This is a genomic window from Methylocucumis oryzae (genome assembly GCF_000963695.1).
GTDB classification, from domain to species: Bacteria; Pseudomonadota; Gammaproteobacteria; order Methylococcales; family Methylomonadaceae; genus Methylovulum; species Methylovulum oryzae.
This window is the reverse complement of record NZ_LAJX01000012.1, coordinates 1-13,933: the sequence shown is the minus strand read 5'-3', so window position 1 is coordinate 13,933 and position 13,933 is coordinate 1. Positions and strand designations below refer to the sequence as shown.

Genomic DNA, 13,933 nt, shown 5'->3' with positions numbered 1-13,933 from the left:
MTAAACTCAATGGCTTAAACCCTACCGAATGGCTCAAGGATACTTTGGAAAAATTACCGACTTGGCCCAACAGCCGTATCGATGAGTTGCTGCCTTTTGCAACGGCAAATTCCGAGACAGTTAAGGATCAGAATGTCTTTTAGAAAACAACGTGGCTAGATTGAACGGTTACGCCACGGCGATAATCGTTTGCATCGCTTCGGGTGTAATCGCCCATTCGGACGCTTGCATCGCGGCGAGAATGCGCGGGTGTTTGGCGGGTGTGGGCATGGCGCTTAAGGTTGATTAAAACAGGCTTAAGCGTACTGGGTTTGTTGTCTCATTTTCATAGGGAAATGAGACTTTTTGCGCGGTGGTTTGTTAGATGGGCTTGCTCCCAAGCTCGGCTTGGGAGCTTTATTTCGAGAAGCTCTTGCTTAGAGCGTGTAGGGTGGTTTTGCGCTAGCAAACCGCCATCGGTGTGCCCTGAAATGGCGGGTTGCCTATCGGCGAATCTGCTTTACCGTGTTACAATCGGCAGAAAATTACTAGCATTAAATCGATAAAACGAAACTATATAGTGCTTGCAAGACAATCTCTGAAAGCCATATTCAACGCGGCTTACAGACAATTTCTACAATCGAAGTTTTTTAAAACTTACCATGTTCAATATGCCACCCTAACTCGTGTGGATGTAGGATACTAATTTCTAATGGAGTTCTCTAATTCCTAAATAAAATTGCAAAAATCTTTGTCACGATGCAATCGGCTGAAACCCTTGTAGCATAAGGCTTGCAGAGGTTTTCGGATGAACACTATATAACTAACTGCTTTATTTTAATATTTTAATGAGGTGACCCTGACTGAATAATAGCTCCACCTTCCACTTTTATCGGAGTATCGGCAGGTTTTAATTCTGTATTAGCTGGTTTAATCGTGCCTTCTTGCAATTTTGTAGCAACTTCGTCCGTTGCTAGATTGGGAAGCTTAGGCGAAAACACTTCTATTGGTACATATGTTGTATCAAGAACAACTCCAACAGCATCGAATTTCTTGCTATCAGCGCTTTCCCATTTAAAACCTGCATCAATAGTTGCGTAGTCTGCTGCCTTTAAACTTGTAGCAAAACCTACTGATTTAGCTTTGTAGGATTGTACGCTGATAATACCATTCCCTGCACATTCTTCGCTTTTTGGTTGCACTAATGTCGCAGAACTCAGTAGCACTATTTTTTTATTAGAAGCTATCATTTGTTTAACTCGGTCAGATATTATTTTCCCTTTCTCTGTTCTGTCAAGGTTATCTAAAAGAATAGCTGGAGAAATAGGGGCAAGTACGCTTTTGACGTTTTGAAAAAAAAAGATCGTACTTGTATGTTTGATTAGAACTCAAGCTTGCTGAAAACTCAGATTGAATTGCTTGCGGGAGTTTCGCTTTTACATCCCCTTTTGTTGTCGAATCTGTGATAATTTCTTTTTTAACGTACCCATTGGCATTCCCAAAAAACTTACAATCTGGCTCAGATAATCCTAATGCTTCTCTAACGTCTTTAGCGTAAAACTTCACAAGGTATTTATTGTCATTTGTTGCTTCATAAATTCCTCCCAACCATTGTTTTACAAAGTTTAGAGCATCAGGGTCAGGTGATGGTTGACCATTAGCGTCATATAATCTTGTAAGAATCGTGTCTGGATTGGTAAGAGCTAGAGGCGAAGGCCAATTTTTTGGATCTGCACTTAAGTTTAGAACAGTTGGGTCAGGGCTTAATCGAACCACACTATTTTGCTGGTCTTGAAAACCTCCGCCAGGCAATGCGAGAACGGCGTATATATTTGTCCCCCAAAAATATGAACCCGCATCAATATCAAGAACCTCTGAATTTTTATTAACCTTGGTTGTTTGTATTGGTGGCTTGTCTTCTTCACCTGCTTTATAAACAACAACATTAAGATCTTGATCTGTTCTATTATGAGCATTTATTCTCACAGTGGTACATCCAATAAAACCCAAAGACAAAACCAACGCCAGGGCGAATTTGGCGACAATTATTTTTTTCATATCTAACCTCAAATTATATATACCACTAGTTCATTTAGGTTATGCATCTCATTCCTTCTGTGAGTACAGGATGCGCTTGCTCGCAAGCTCGGCTTGGGAGTTCAATTTCGAGAAGCCATTGCTTCGAAAACTCTGAAAGCTAGAGCTTCCCGATCGGTGTGCCTATCGGCGAAATCGCGTTATCGACTTGGCGGTAATTTATGTGTTGGGCAATTATCATGACACTGTGCGCATCGAGTGTTTTTTGAATAATGAAAAAATGAATCTGTGCCATTTATATCGAACATTTGCTCTGTTTTGTATTCACTTTCATCAAAAACACCCCCTACGTTTTCACTGAGCTGGTGAATAGCTGCTTTAAAACACCAATGGCTAAGCCCTAATTCTTTGCTGAGCTGGAGCAGCTTTGCTTCACATGTCAAAAAAACTGATGCGTCGTTGTTTTTTACAAATACGATAAGTTTCAAGTCTACTGGATCACGGGCTATATGATTAAGATTAACTCCACCCTTATAACTCATTGTAAATAATGCCACTTGTTCATCCGTTATATTGTGATCTTGCAACTTATTCGGAAGGCAAGTGCAATAAACCATTTTCTTTAGCTGATAGTGGTCGGCAAAGCCTTCGCTACTATAAACATCGCACAGCAAATCAATTAAACTACAATCTTCATTAATTTTGTGCAAATTGCCTAAAAAAATTTGTATCAATAACCAGCCTAGTCAACGCCTAACTCCCAAGCATTGTTAACTTCAGACCACACACTATTAGAGAATTCTTCTTTATTATGCAAGAGCATGCTTTTTAAATTATTTCCACGTTTTTCGATAAAATCCAATAACGTTCCATCCTGCCTATAACTAGTGCTAATATTGGCTTTAAGGGCATCTCTTATTTGCACAAATTGCGCAGGCTTGGCAGTAAAAAGCAAATAATCATGAATAGCAAAAGCTAAAACATCAACAGTAGTTCTGCGCTCTGCGATTAACTCACCAGCATTAAAGTTTTTCCACTTGGACGCGATGTCCTTGATTTCATTCAATGAAAAAATGAATTGCTGGGCAAATTTATTGGCAACGTACTCTGGAATTTGATTGTCGGCGATAAGGTTATTGTTAAAGTAACCTTCAATGGAGACATCGACAGGAACATCTTGCCCTCTATGCCACAAAAAATGAGCCATTTCATGCAATAGTGAGAAATGAATCCTCGGTGATGGTTTATCCTTGTTAACGCATACAACTGAAGATTTACCAGAATCCATAATAAAAGCATCAAAGCCATTATTGCCTGCACTCACTGGCAAAATGGGCAATCCTGCTGCTTCGTATAAGGATTCTACGGTTGGGTATGCTTGGCGTAAATCAGAACTCGCTTTATTAGTCTCCGCTTGGAGCATGGCGGGGTCTTTTTCCGAAGTGTTGAGCTTGGGGACTGTAAATTTTTTTATTTGAGGTAGAACATCGCCAATAATCAAAAATGTATTTTCAATACGGCTTACCTTAGTCAAGTCTTGGTCTGCCAATGCCCTGAATGTTAAGTGCGAGGGTTTGTAATTTGGCGACAATAGCCACATTAAACCAATTTTAAGCGATTCGCATATGGGTCTAAGCTCATCAAATTGTATTTCCCGTTCGGCCGTTAAGTAGCCTTCAATTACTTCTTGAGGTAGTTTGGCTTTACTGGAAATTCTTTGTGGAGTAGTGCATTTACGCTTAATCTCATTATTAAGTCTGGCAGACAGTTCGCTCCTGATATTCATTTTTGCCAATATAAAAACAGATCATTTGATGGGAATCGGCCCAGGGCGTAATAGGCGATAGCTGTATTGCGGTTTAACTATTTGTCACTAGTGTTCACCTGCTAATATTAAAATAAAGCAGTAGCTTTAAATTATAAATGATTTGTTAATACAATTAAATTTATAACTAATTATAAATATTAGGATTTTATATTTTTAAATACGACCACTATATATAGCATTTTAATTCATAAATGATGGCTACATCTTGTGTGCAATATTTTCACCAAGCTTGTTTAAGGCAAGCGCCTTTGATCGGGCGCGTACTGTTTGCGCCCGACACTGATGCTATCTATACGCCTCTGCCGTTAACAGCCATGCCCTGCTGTACTTTCATCGCTAAGTCTATCATTTCCTGACAGACGTGATTCATACGTTGTAGCGCTTCGCGCATGGCGACGGCTTCGTCCCAAGGCGCGCTGATGTCATGGCCGTCTGCGCGCAGTTCGTTGAGTAGCGCAAACAGAGGGGAAACAAAATGTTGGTTATGGCCTTGCAACGCTAGGTTAAATCCGGTCGGTTGGTTTTCGCTGCTAAACGGCGCTGGTTGCGGTAAGCGTCTTGGGTAGTGATAGCGGCGTTCGGGCTTGGCTGATGCGTTGGCGTTCGGCGAGCCAACCGCCCAGGCTTGCACCATGTTGTTGCCATGTAGCGTTACCAGCCAGCGTTTAATCAGCTCGCCTTTGGCTAACGGTCTCAGCGTCAGTGTTACGCCGTTCTGCACGCTGACGTTAAAGTCCGGTTCCGGCGTGTTGGGTACTGCTTTCAGTTCGGCTTCCATGCGCTCAAACTCATCAGCAAAGGCGATTTGGTGTTGCACAACTTTTGCGCCGGTGAATTTACCGACAACAAAATGAAAGCCTTTCTTGGTCATACGGATGACCGGATAGGTTTGGCCGTTCTGCGAATTGATGTAGGGGGTCTCCGCAAAATTGCGGACACCCCATTCACCCGCTTCAATCATGCGCTTACGCACAATGCGTAGTACGTCATCATGGCGCTTGCCGTACACGTCGGCAATGTCTTGGGTGGTGGTAGTCGGTTGGCCGTCAGTGATGATGATATGGCCGGAAATTTCGGTATCAGTTTGCGCGACGGGCGCAACTTGGGCGTGGTTAATCATGATAAACTCCAGAACATGGTTTTTTAAACCATCGACCGTGCTGCTAAACAACGGGCGATGGATGACGTTCGGGTTAGCAGACCGGGTTCTGGAACCGGCAGGCCTTTCGGCCTCCCAAACGCCACCCACCATAATCGAGAGCATTTTTCCCGGCATCAGGAAAATGATTGAAAAAGCGAAGGGCATAAAAAAAGCCACGCACCAATTGGCGCATAGCTTTTGCGCCAGAACTACACGAGCTGCTAAACCCGGCTGCCCAATGAGGGGCAATGCGCTAAGCATAGTCCCGCGCCGTGGTGTTGTCAACGCTTGACTGTTGTATTCGTTCGGAAACAATAAAACCATGATTGACGAAATCCGCACCACCGACTATTTCCGCAATGACGTTTTACTCAAAACGCCCTTATATCCGCCGGGAACGGCAAGTGCCGAATAGGATGTGCCGAGGCACGAGGCGCATCTATCGAGGAAACACGCGAACGATGCGCCTCCCTTCGTTCGGCACATCCTATCAGCGCATCTTATGGCCTTAAAACCTGGAGTCGTTTTCACAAGGTATTCCGTCATGGTCACCATCCATTTTGGTGTTAGGGCAACTCCTAAGAAAATATTCGGCTTCTGCTCTTGAGCGCATTTGGCTGCAATGTTGCCGACCATCACACGAAAAACTTTCGGTTGGCTGCGTGATTGCAATTGCAGGCTCCTGAAACGCTTGGGGTTCTGTCTGAATTTCTACCTGCGTTGAAGCGATGTTCTTTTGGTAGTAGTTCCAGCCCACAAATGCGAGCAGTGCGTAAATTATTAGCTTCTTCAAGGGGCTTACCAATTTGTATTCATGTTTCTAACAAGTAATTATATGGTTCTGTATATCATGCAATTTTAAGCCAAGTGCATTTCATGCACCAAATAACTTGGGTGTGGTGCATGGAATGCATCCTACTTGGCTATCAGCGCATCTTATGGCCTTTGTTAGGCCAATCAATGTAGTTTCTCTTTCGAGTTGAAGATACATTGGATTTTCTCTATATCGGTTAAAGGACTATCTTTTGAAAAATTGGCAACCATAAGTCCATTACTGATAGAACCACTGCTTGACGCATTCGCACAGAAATCATGAGCAACAGAAATTAATGTAGCAATTGTAAGTTTATTAAGCCCATCAAGCTCGTAATCATCAGGGAGCGAGTTGAATGAATTGAGAGCTACGCGACCAGTTAGGAATTGTGCAGCAGCGACCCAAGACCAGCCTAATCCAAGGCTTTGTTTGATTAGAGTCTTGATTTCGTCGAGTGCGAGTTTTTTTATGAGCACCATTTCTAAGACTCTTACGCAGGCTAAAGTTTTTTCTAAATCATTCATAATTTATGATCAATATTAGTTATGGTCTAACAAGTAGTGCGTAGGGCGGTTTCGCGACAGCAAACCGCCATCGGTGCGCCCCGAAATGGCGGATTGCCTATCGGAGAATCCGCCTTACCGCGTTATCGCGCAGCGTCCGGTGGACCGCAGGGTTATGCCTTAACGAGCTTGGCAATTTCACGCTTCAGTTCAGCGCCAACCTCAAGGCCACGCTGGTAGCTCGCCGAGTGAGTTTCGTGCAGGGTAGCTTCATGGTTGCGGCAGTCGAGCAAACCATCAGCCACCCCCCTTCTTGAAAGAAAGGCCATGGCCATGGGGGATTTCTGGAATTTCGAGCGTTACAGTTGTCATTTGTGGTCTCTTATTCTCCGCCCTTTGTCCTGCAAACGATGCCGGTTTTGGCGGTGATGGCAAAAAAGTCGGCGCTGGTGAGACGGCGCCGGATGTAAGGCATAACTAGTTAATATATAGTTTCTGCATATCATGCAACTTTGCGTAATATACGGCAAGCCTTAGTGTTATTTTTTTCATCAGTGCCCAATTTATGTTACGCATTCGCTTGCCCCACCTCGCCATTGACCTCTGTTCCCGGCACCTCTAACCCCGCTTTTAAGCGCTGGCTTTTTTCATTCGTGCGTTGTTTGTGCTTGGTCCACCAGTCGATGCCGTCGTATAAAATTGATTCGGCGGCGATGGTGCTGATGCCCATGTCGATGCGTTTTTGTGCGGCATCGGCTTCGACGGAGGGGTTGATGCTGCCGGGGCCGTCGCCTATCCAGTTGGCTTGGCTCCAGGCGCGGCGTAGCATTTTGTCTTCAAAAAAGCCGCGCGCGATAATGTGACCGTTTGCGATTTGGTCGGCTAGCCATTCTTCGTAAATCGGTTGGGCGAAATAGCAGGCGACCAGTTCCCGGCGCACGCTGAACATGCGCCAGGCGTCTAATAGCGCGGCGCGGGCGGCGGAATACGAGCTGGTGTAGTGTTTGATTAGCACTTCAAACGGTAAGCCGAGTTCGGTACCGATTTGACGCATGATGGCTTGCGACGAAGGGTTCGAATTCGCTGGTTGGGGCGGCCTGGGTTGGATTCTATCGGTTCTTCGCCGGGCAAAAGGTTGACGACTTTGCCGGGGCCGTCTAAGGTCGCTTCCGGGTATTTGCCGTCCCATAGGTTGACGCGCTTGATGTAGTCGGCGCGGTCGGCGTCTTCAAACAAGCCTTGGAAGGCGTCTGGGCTCATTTTCATGAAGATTGCAAACGCGCCGTCGACGACGGCGGCTTGTAGTTCGGCTTCGGTGTAGCGGCTAAGCTGTATTAACGGTTCTATCACCGGCGCTAACAGGGGGATTCCGCGCAGTTGGCCGGGGCGTAAATGTTCGAAGAGTAAAAAGAAGTTACGCCGTCCGGTTTTGGCGCCAAAGGCTGGTATAGCCGTCCATTTGCGGTTTTTGCTGTTGATGTTGTTGGGGTTTTGGTTGCAGACGTGATAGGTCTTCGGCGCGCCGTTGGCGTCGATTTCGACTCCGGCCAATAGTTTTTCGCTGTCGGGTTGTTTGTCCGGGTTGCTAATGCGGTCGGCTTCGATGAGTTGTACGACTATGTGTTCGTCGCCGTCTCGGTTGGCTCCTTGCCCAATTCAAATAGACAGCTATTATACTTTAAACGGTTAAGTTTTCGGTTTTTACAGCTCGCTGTAGGGTACGCTACGCGTACCTTTTTATTGATTTTATTACGATTTTTTTAATGGTACGCACAGCGTACCCTACTCAAAAAAACCGAAAATTTGAACGTTCAGAGTATATCAGGTTGCCACCTCGCCCTCAATTCCAACTAACAAATTTTGATTTTAACGTGGAAAAATCTGTTTCAGGTGCTGCAGGTATCGCGTGAATCAACATTGGCTTATTTATTGCTTATAATTAGAGCATTTCACTATATAAGCCGCTAATTATGTCCAAAATGAGTCATTTTAATGTTATCGAACAATACGAAGACCATAAGCGTGCATTATTTACGCTATTGTCATCGATATTAACCTGCTTTGCTGACATAAAAATGTTTGAGCAAAACCAAGACGAGTTGACGGAAAAGCTCAACTCGCTTTGCTCTTATTACCCATTTGTTAGCCTATTATATCTACTCGATGCAAATGGAAAACAAATCAGCCGTAACGTACCTAGCAAGTACTTCAAAAGTCCGGCCAAAATTGGCTTTGGCGTCGATAGAAGTAACCGACCTTATTATGCACTCGCGATGGCAACAGACCACGTTGTCGTAACCGAGCCATACTTGTCGAGTGTCAGACAAGAATTGTGTTTATCAACAAGTATAAAAATCACCCAGGCCGATGGCAGCGTTAAAGGCGTCATTGTGCTCGATATTGATTTAGGCGCTGCGTTAGCTTTTTTAGCGGGCGACAGCCGCCGACTCTATTTTGAGCCTTATTTTAAGGTCATGTATTCATCGATTGTGCTTGGTTTGTTTATTGTCGCCTTAACGCTGTTATGCATTGGCGGTAGCGAATGTTTTAAGATATTTGTCACGATGGTTAAGCCTAATACGACGACTGAAACGCCGTTTGGCGTAGTCATTTATTTAACACTTGCGTTAGCTATTTTTGATTTGGGCAAAACAACACTAGAGGAAGAAGTGTTGTTGTATAAAGATATTCTCAGGCATAGTTCGACTCGGCGCACTATTACGCGCTTTATATCGGTCATTATTATCGCAGTGTCTATTGAAGCGTTGCTGATGATTTTTAAGTTCGCGCTGAACGGCGAAAGCGAGCATATTTTACAAGCGGTATGGATTATTATTGCAACGGCTTTACTTCTAATAGCTCTTGGCGTATACGTTTATTTAGGTAGCAAAGCGGAGGCTCAATTATTGAAAAAAACGACGATGCACTAAATTTATGACACATAAGCTGTCATTTGTAATGGTTATACTTTATGGGTACAGGTTTCAGGTTAAAACTTTATCATGTAAATAAAGACTTACTAATTGGAGCATAGGGCTCCTGACACACTTTAGCTTATTCAGGACACGGTTATGGCAACAAAATTTACTCCTTTAAAAGACCACGACACGCCGATTAAAGTGCTATTTACCGGTTATTTATGCACGGTTGGCATTGGCTACTTTTTTGCATTATTGCAAATCTTGTTTACCCACGGCATGGCGGATGGGCAATTCGGTTTATCGATAGATGATATTGTGTATAGTTATTATGGTAACCGTTCTGGTACGGTACTCGAAAACCAGTTAAATGGTGCGATGAAAGCTAATGCCTCAGCGGAAGAACGCTTTGACATCATCGAGTGGGTTAGAAAAGGAGCTGATGAAGATGATTATGAAAAGGATGGCATTAAAAAAATCATCGAAGAGCGTTGCGTCATGTGTCATAACGAATCGGCATCGATTCCAAACTTTCAGGATTTTGCTAAATTAAAAGCTTTAACCTCTGAAGACGAGGGCGCGACATTTAGCTCACTGACCCGTGTTTCGCATATTCATTTATTCGGGATTAGTTTTATCTTTATGTTTGTTGGCTTGATTTTTAGTTTTGCCGAAACGACGACGACCGAATATAAATGCATAGCGATTGGTATGCCTTATGCATTCTTAATCGCCGACATTTTGTCATGGTGGTTAACTAAAATTCACCCCATGTTCGCTTGGCTAGTCATTTTTGCGGGTATGGGCATGGGCGTGTCGTTTATTTTTATGTGGGCGACATCGATTTTAGAAATGTGGTTGTATAAACCCGTGTTTGAAACCGGCTTAGGTACAAAATACTTAGCGTTGCGTGACAATCCAAACGCGTCATTGTTTAAGCAACTTAAACCGCTTTTAATCACCGGCATTGAGTTAGCAAAAAAAGGTTTTGCTTGTGCTTATGATGTCTGTCTACATCAATTATGGCCTAAGTTAAAAGCATTATTAGATAAAAACAAAAAGTCATAACCGACGAGGCTTAGCCGCATTCGCGGCTAAGCCTTGGTTTTATTTCAAAAACGAACAGCAATAATCACTGGGTTTAATCACTTTCATCGTGAACTTCGCATTGCCTGCGACGTTAAACGATTCACCACCTTGTACTTTAAGCCATTGCTCTGACTCTGGTAGCAATACTTCTAGCTCGCCGTCAATTATTTCCATCAATTCCGGATCTTGCGTTGAAAACGTATATTCGCCCGGTAACATAAAGCCAAGCGTTTTCACAGAGCCATCTGGAAAACGTAGGGTACGGCTAGACACGCCGCCATCAAAATAAACATTCGCTTTTTTAACAATCGTAATATTGGCAAATTCTGACATGGTAACAACCTAAAAAAATGGAAGCGCATGATAGCAGAATTATCAGGTTTTTAATGAAACCGCGAACGGCGTTGACTGTGATTTAACCAAGAAGGCGTTATGAGTAGATTCCGGTCAACTTAGAGAGCCTTCTTGGGTGATTTTAGGTATTAGCACTTTTTAATGTCGATGTAATTTTCTTGGTTCTCAACTCGTTTAAACCATTGTTTGATTTTGCTATAGCCCGATAAGTCAAAATTACCCTCGTCCGCCACATGGGTGTAAGCATACAACGCTATATCAGCGATGCTGTATTGATTGGCAACAAAAAAATCATTGCTCGCTAAATGTTGTTCCATAACATCGAGAGCGGCATAACCTGCTTTCATTTTAGCAATAAGCTGTTCTTTATAATCATTTTCAGCTTTAAGTATTGAAACCCAATAGCGTGAGGTTGCGATATTAGGTTCGTGACTATATTGCTCGAAGAACATCCACTGCAACACGAGTGCTTGTTCAAAATGATCAACAGGCAAAAAGCGCGTATTTGACGCTAAATACCATAAAATAGCATTAGATTCAGCTAGATACTTGCCATCATGATATAAAACGGGAGTTCGGCCATTAGGATTAATTTTAAGGAATTCCGGGGTGCGAGACTCCTTATTGAGAATATCAATATTGACGCGTTCATACTCAATACCTAATTGATTGAGCAATAATCGAATTTTGTAGCAGTTACCCGATGGTAAAAAATCGTATAGTTGGTACATACTCCAGTTTTCCTTGAGATTTAGGGTTATCGTTAACGTTGTGTTTGTATGAAGCTAAGCAAATCGTTTAAATCGTTGCCGACCGCATCGAGAACCGCGCCGAGTTGTTCGTGGGGAAGCTTTAATCGGTTTACCCAAAATGTGGTATAGCCAAACGCCTTAGCACCCGCAGCATCCCAACCGGCAAACGCAACAAAAAGTATGTCTTCTTTTTTAAGTCCAAAGGCATCTACCGCCAGTTGATAGGCGCGTGGGTCGGGTTTATAGGTTTTAATTTCAGAAGTACTCAACACATGGTCAAAAACATCCGTCATAGCGGAATTTTTTGATTCCAGCCTCTAATATTGTTGGCGTTGCATTAGACAGAAACGCTAAACGAATACCTTGGTTTTTTAAAGACGTTAATACCAAAGGCGCATCGGGCCAGGCTTTAAGCTCAAGATACGCATGCATTAGTTGTTGGCGCTTATCTGGGGTTAGTTCAAGCTTGAGTAATTCAGCCGCATACACCAAACTGTCTTCAGTCGCTTGCCAGAAGTCTGCATACTGTCCTGATAAGACGCGTAGCCATTGATATTCAAATTGTCTAGTACGCCAGGCATTGCTTAGCTCAGTACCTTTTCCGGGGAACAGTTGCTCAGCGAGCACAAAAACTGGGCGCGGATCCAAAATAGCAAACGCATCAAAAGCAATAGCTTTAATCTTTGGCTGCGTATCACCATGCGCCAACGGAATTGACGCTAAACTCAGACTGGCAACACCAGTTGCTAGCCAATTTACAAACGTTCGTCGATTAAATAACATCATGACCTCATTCATAGTTAAGTGTTGATGATGGTTTTAAAAATTAGACTTTACAATACGGTAAGTAGTAACAACGACGCTACGACGGTTTACCATACGATTCAACAGCCGCTGCGATTAATAGCCCGTCGCTATGCCCAGTGTCAGTAAGCCCCTGGATAACACTCGCCCGATTTTTCGGCGACTGGTTTTGGCTGACTTTCGCTTTACCGACCAGTTTAGTAATAACGATTTCAATGCCAACAATAGATTCTATTAGTTTTTCGGTAAACGCATGAGGCGCATCGGATACCTGCCATTGCTCAGTAAATGAAGCCTCGCTTTGGCTGGTCAGCGCCTCAAGGTTAGAACGCAACCAAGCCGCATCGTCGATGACTTTTAGCGAACCATAAGCGTGCACCACTTTATAATTCCAGGTTGGAACGACTTTACCTGTTTCTGTCTTTGTCGCGTACCAGGATGGAGAAATGTAAGCATTCGGGCCGCTGAAGATAACCAACACGCCAACATCCTCGGCAAAATCCTGCCATATTGGATTGGCACGGGCAACGTGACCGCGCAAAAATGCCAAATGGTGTTGAATCCACAGACAAGTGCAGCGGGATATGATTGGCATTAAGACCATCGGTGGCCAAAGTGACTACGGTAGCGAGAGGATATGCCCGCATTAGCTCGTGCATGACCTCGATGCTGGGCTCTTGAAATTGTTCAGGTAGGTACATGGTTGGCTGTGTCTCTGGACAGGTTAACGTTCAAGGGCTTGATTATACCTTGATTACATTTTGACTTGGGCATGTCTGATTAACCACTGCATATAGTCAAGCTGCACATCTTCGTGCCGAGTAGCGAGATACATGGTTTTGCTTAGCGGTAGATTGTTAAAGCGCAAGCTGGCTACATCGGGATTTTTGGCTTTATCGGCTAGCAACCATTCTGGCAAAAGACATACACCACGCCCACTAGCCGCCAGCAGCAACATAATATCGGTTTCCTCTACGGTAATATGTGCGAGCGGCTCAATGCCTGCCGGACCTAGAACTTTTCTGAACATATCCAAACGTTCGCGTTCGACCGGATAAGTCAGAATCGTTTCTTGTTGTAAGTCAATCGGGTCAACGAATTCAGCCCCAGCCAGTCTATGTTGCTTAGCAACGATTAATACCAAATCAAAATTAAACAACGGCTGGTAATGCAGCACGCCGTTAAACACAGGATCAGACGTTAATACGGCGTCTAATTTGTACTGCCGAATGGCGTCAAAGGAATTGAAACGGTAACGCGAGGTGACTTCTATCGCTAAATCCGGCCAGGCTTGCAGATAAGGCTTAAGAATCGTGCGAAACCATTCATAACAAGCATGACAATCAATACCAAGCGTCAGTTTACCGGTTTTGCCCGCCGCCAGCAGGCTTAGGTGTTGTTCGGCAGACGTTACCGTGGCAATCACGGATTCAGCTACATCAGACAGATATTGTCCGGCTTGGGTCAATACTAAATGACGTCCTTGTTTACGCCACAATACGATACCTAAACGCTGTTCCAGATTTTTCATTTGATGCGATAACGCCGATTGCGTTAAATGCAGCGTCTCGGCGGCTGCATTTAAGCTGCCATACTGTTTAAGCGCTAACAAGATACGAAAATGAATCAACTCCATAATGATGAAATTTTCTCATGAAAGCGTGAGAAACTAGAGCTTATGCACAATTAGCCAAACGAGCCATTTGCCATCGTC

At 43.8% G+C, this 13,933-nt stretch carries 19 protein-coding genes; 3 read left to right on the top strand and 16 right to left on the bottom strand.

Annotation, left to right across the window (positions count from 1 at the left end; translation table 11 throughout):
- A partial coding sequence (locus VZ94_RS24100; protein ID WP_131655444.1) for a transposase domain-containing protein occupies nucleotides 1-143 on the top strand: 143 nt, incomplete at its 5' end.
- 681 nt (nucleotides 144-824) lie between these two features.
- On the opposite strand, the gene VZ94_RS01555 is transcribed toward VZ94_RS24100, so the two are convergent.
- The 10 genes from VZ94_RS01555 to VZ94_RS30060 form a co-directional block, all read right to left on the bottom strand.
- Nucleotides 825-1,229 carry a hypothetical protein gene (locus VZ94_RS01555; protein ID WP_045777887.1) on the bottom strand — a complete coding sequence of 135 codons (405 nt, stop codon included), beginning with the start codon at nucleotides 1,227-1,229 and terminating at the stop codon, nucleotides 825-827.
- A 49-nt stretch (nucleotides 1,230-1,278) separates the two neighbouring features.
- A complete protein-coding gene (locus VZ94_RS01550) occupies nucleotides 1,279-2,037 on the bottom strand; it encodes a hypothetical protein (protein WP_045777886.1) in 759 nt (252 codons plus the stop codon).
- Between the two features lie 179 nt (nucleotides 2,038-2,216).
- Nucleotides 2,217-2,750: a hypothetical protein gene (locus tag VZ94_RS01545; RefSeq protein ID WP_045777885.1), complete on the bottom strand. Its 534-nt coding sequence runs from the start codon at nucleotides 2,748-2,750 to the stop codon at nucleotides 2,217-2,219.
- Between the two features lie 8 nt (nucleotides 2,751-2,758).
- Nucleotides 2,759-3,802 carry an ImmA/IrrE family metallo-endopeptidase gene (locus tag VZ94_RS01540; RefSeq protein ID WP_045777884.1) on the bottom strand — a complete coding sequence of 348 codons (1,044 nt, stop codon included), beginning with the start codon at nucleotides 3,800-3,802 and terminating at the stop codon, nucleotides 2,759-2,761.
- Between the two features lie 331 nt (nucleotides 3,803-4,133).
- Nucleotides 4,134-5,108 (bottom strand): Rha family transcriptional regulator, encoded by a 975-nt coding sequence (locus VZ94_RS21980; protein ID WP_157844827.1) that lies wholly within the window; start codon nucleotides 5,106-5,108, stop codon nucleotides 4,134-4,136.
- Nucleotides 5,109-5,493: 385 nt separating this feature from the next.
- A complete protein-coding gene (locus VZ94_RS30070; RefSeq protein ID WP_275575103.1) occupies nucleotides 5,494-5,742 on the bottom strand; it encodes an excalibur calcium-binding domain-containing protein in 249 nt (82 codons plus the stop codon).
- Between the two features lie 200 nt (nucleotides 5,743-5,942).
- Nucleotides 5,943-6,323 (bottom strand): hypothetical protein, encoded by a 381-nt coding sequence (locus VZ94_RS01525; protein WP_131655442.1) that lies wholly within the window; start codon nucleotides 6,321-6,323, stop codon nucleotides 5,943-5,945.
- 152 nt (nucleotides 6,324-6,475) lie between these two features.
- A complete protein-coding gene (locus tag VZ94_RS25715) occupies nucleotides 6,476-6,637 on the bottom strand; it encodes a hypothetical protein (protein ID WP_157844826.1) in 162 nt (53 codons plus the stop codon).
- A 233-nt stretch (nucleotides 6,638-6,870) separates the two neighbouring features.
- The gene (locus VZ94_RS30065) at nucleotides 6,871-7,356 is read right to left on the bottom strand and encodes a phage portal protein (RefSeq protein ID WP_052700099.1); all 486 of its coding nucleotides are present in this window, start codon (nucleotides 7,354-7,356) and stop codon (nucleotides 6,871-6,873) included.
- Nucleotides 7,311-7,907: a phage portal protein gene (locus VZ94_RS30060; protein WP_275575102.1), complete on the bottom strand. Its 597-nt coding sequence runs from the start codon at nucleotides 7,905-7,907 to the stop codon at nucleotides 7,311-7,313. Before VZ94_RS30060 ends, VZ94_RS30065 begins: the two co-directional genes overlap by 46 nt.
- A 365-nt stretch (nucleotides 7,908-8,272) precedes the next feature.
- On the opposite strand from VZ94_RS30060, the gene VZ94_RS01510 reads away from it, so the two are divergent.
- Together VZ94_RS01510 and VZ94_RS01505 are read left to right on the top strand one after the other, a co-directional pair.
- Complete coding sequence (locus VZ94_RS01510) at nucleotides 8,273-9,232, top strand: PDC sensor domain-containing protein (protein WP_045777880.1); 960 nt, start codon at nucleotides 8,273-8,275, stop codon at nucleotides 9,230-9,232.
- Nucleotides 9,233-9,373: 141 nt separating this feature from the next.
- Nucleotides 9,374-10,288, top strand: a complete 915-nt coding sequence (locus tag VZ94_RS01505) for an Aq_1264-related membrane protein (protein ID WP_082081286.1) — start codon at nucleotides 9,374-9,376, stop codon at nucleotides 10,286-10,288.
- Between the two features lie 39 nt (nucleotides 10,289-10,327).
- Here VZ94_RS01505 and ppnP read toward each other — a convergent pair whose 3' ends face one another.
- The 6 genes from ppnP to VZ94_RS01480 all read right to left on the bottom strand — a co-directional run bounded on the left by ppnP (nucleotide 10,328) and on the right by VZ94_RS01480 (nucleotide 13,855).
- The gene (ppnP, locus tag VZ94_RS01500; RefSeq protein WP_045777879.1) at nucleotides 10,328-10,642 is read right to left on the bottom strand and encodes a pyrimidine/purine nucleoside phosphorylase; all 315 of its coding nucleotides are present in this window, start codon (nucleotides 10,640-10,642) and stop codon (nucleotides 10,328-10,330) included.
- Nucleotides 10,643-10,791: 149 nt separating this feature from the next.
- A complete protein-coding gene (locus tag VZ94_RS01495) occupies nucleotides 10,792-11,394 on the bottom strand; it encodes a glutathione S-transferase family protein (RefSeq protein ID WP_045777878.1) in 603 nt (200 codons plus the stop codon).
- Between the two features lie 32 nt (nucleotides 11,395-11,426).
- Nucleotides 11,427-11,708 carry an HAD-IA family hydrolase gene (locus VZ94_RS27635; protein WP_239649540.1) on the bottom strand — a complete coding sequence of 94 codons (282 nt, stop codon included), beginning with the start codon at nucleotides 11,706-11,708 and terminating at the stop codon, nucleotides 11,427-11,429.
- Complete coding sequence (locus VZ94_RS01490) at nucleotides 11,692-12,201, bottom strand: HAD family hydrolase (RefSeq protein WP_239649539.1); 510 nt, start codon at nucleotides 12,199-12,201, stop codon at nucleotides 11,692-11,694. Before VZ94_RS01490 ends, VZ94_RS27635 begins: the two co-directional genes overlap by 17 nt.
- Before the next feature lie 76 nt (nucleotides 12,202-12,277).
- Nucleotides 12,278-12,814, bottom strand: coding sequence for an FMN-binding negative transcriptional regulator (locus VZ94_RS01485; protein WP_239649538.1), 537 nt, complete (start codon nucleotides 12,812-12,814; stop codon nucleotides 12,278-12,280).
- A 159-nt stretch (nucleotides 12,815-12,973) separates the two neighbouring features.
- Nucleotides 12,974-13,855: a LysR family transcriptional regulator gene (locus tag VZ94_RS01480; RefSeq protein WP_052700097.1), complete on the bottom strand. Its 882-nt coding sequence runs from the start codon at nucleotides 13,853-13,855 to the stop codon at nucleotides 12,974-12,976.
- Nucleotides 13,856-13,933 lie beyond the last annotated feature (78 nt).

What these genes read in the sequence shown, in the direction of transcription:
- VZ94_RS01480 (WP_052700097.1), bottom strand. Translation starts at nt 13,855, where the DNA reads ATGGAGTTGATTCATTTTCGTATCTTGTTAGCGCTTAAACAGTATGGC.
- VZ94_RS01540 (WP_045777884.1), bottom strand. Translation starts at nt 3,802, where the DNA reads ATGAATATCAGGAGCGAACTGTCTGCCAGACTTAATAATGAGATTAAG.
- VZ94_RS30065 (WP_052700099.1), bottom strand. Translation starts at nt 7,356, where the DNA reads ATGCGTCAAATCGGTACCGAACTCGGCTTACCGTTTGAAGTGCTAATC.
- VZ94_RS01490 (WP_239649539.1), bottom strand. Translation starts at nt 12,201, where the DNA reads ATGATGTTATTTAATCGACGAACGTTTGTAAATTGGCTAGCAACTGGT.
- VZ94_RS01485 (WP_239649538.1), bottom strand. Translation starts at nt 12,814, where the DNA reads ATGCCAATCATATCCCGCTGCACTTGTCTGTGGATTCAACACCATTTG.
- VZ94_RS01525 (WP_131655442.1), bottom strand. Translation starts at nt 6,323, where the DNA reads ATGAATGATTTAGAAAAAACTTTAGCCTGCGTAAGAGTCTTAGAAATG.
- VZ94_RS01505 (WP_082081286.1), top strand. Translation starts at nt 9,374, where the DNA reads ATGGCAACAAAATTTACTCCTTTAAAAGACCACGACACGCCGATTAAA.
- VZ94_RS27635 (WP_239649540.1), bottom strand. Translation starts at nt 11,708, where the DNA reads ATGACGGATGTTTTTGACCATGTGTTGAGTACTTCTGAAATTAAAACC.
- VZ94_RS25715 (WP_157844826.1), bottom strand. Translation starts at nt 6,637, where the DNA reads ATGGCCATGGCCTTTCTTTCAAGAAGGGGGGTGGCTGATGGTTTGCTC.
- ppnP (WP_045777879.1), bottom strand. Translation starts at nt 10,642, where the DNA reads ATGTCAGAATTTGCCAATATTACGATTGTTAAAAAAGCGAATGTTTAT.
- VZ94_RS01495 (WP_045777878.1), bottom strand. Translation starts at nt 11,394, where the DNA reads ATGTACCAACTATACGATTTTTTACCATCGGGTAACTGCTACAAAATT.
- VZ94_RS21980 (WP_157844827.1), bottom strand. Translation starts at nt 5,108, where the DNA reads ATGCTCTCGATTATGGTGGGTGGCGTTTGGGAGGCCGAAAGGCCTGCC.
- VZ94_RS01510 (WP_045777880.1), top strand. Translation starts at nt 8,273, where the DNA reads ATGTCCAAAATGAGTCATTTTAATGTTATCGAACAATACGAAGACCAT.
- VZ94_RS01550 (WP_045777886.1), bottom strand. Translation starts at nt 2,037, where the DNA reads ATGAAAAAAATAATTGTCGCCAAATTCGCCCTGGCGTTGGTTTTGTCT.
- VZ94_RS01555 (WP_045777887.1), bottom strand. Translation starts at nt 1,229, where the DNA reads ATGATAGCTTCTAATAAAAAAATAGTGCTACTGAGTTCTGCGACATTA.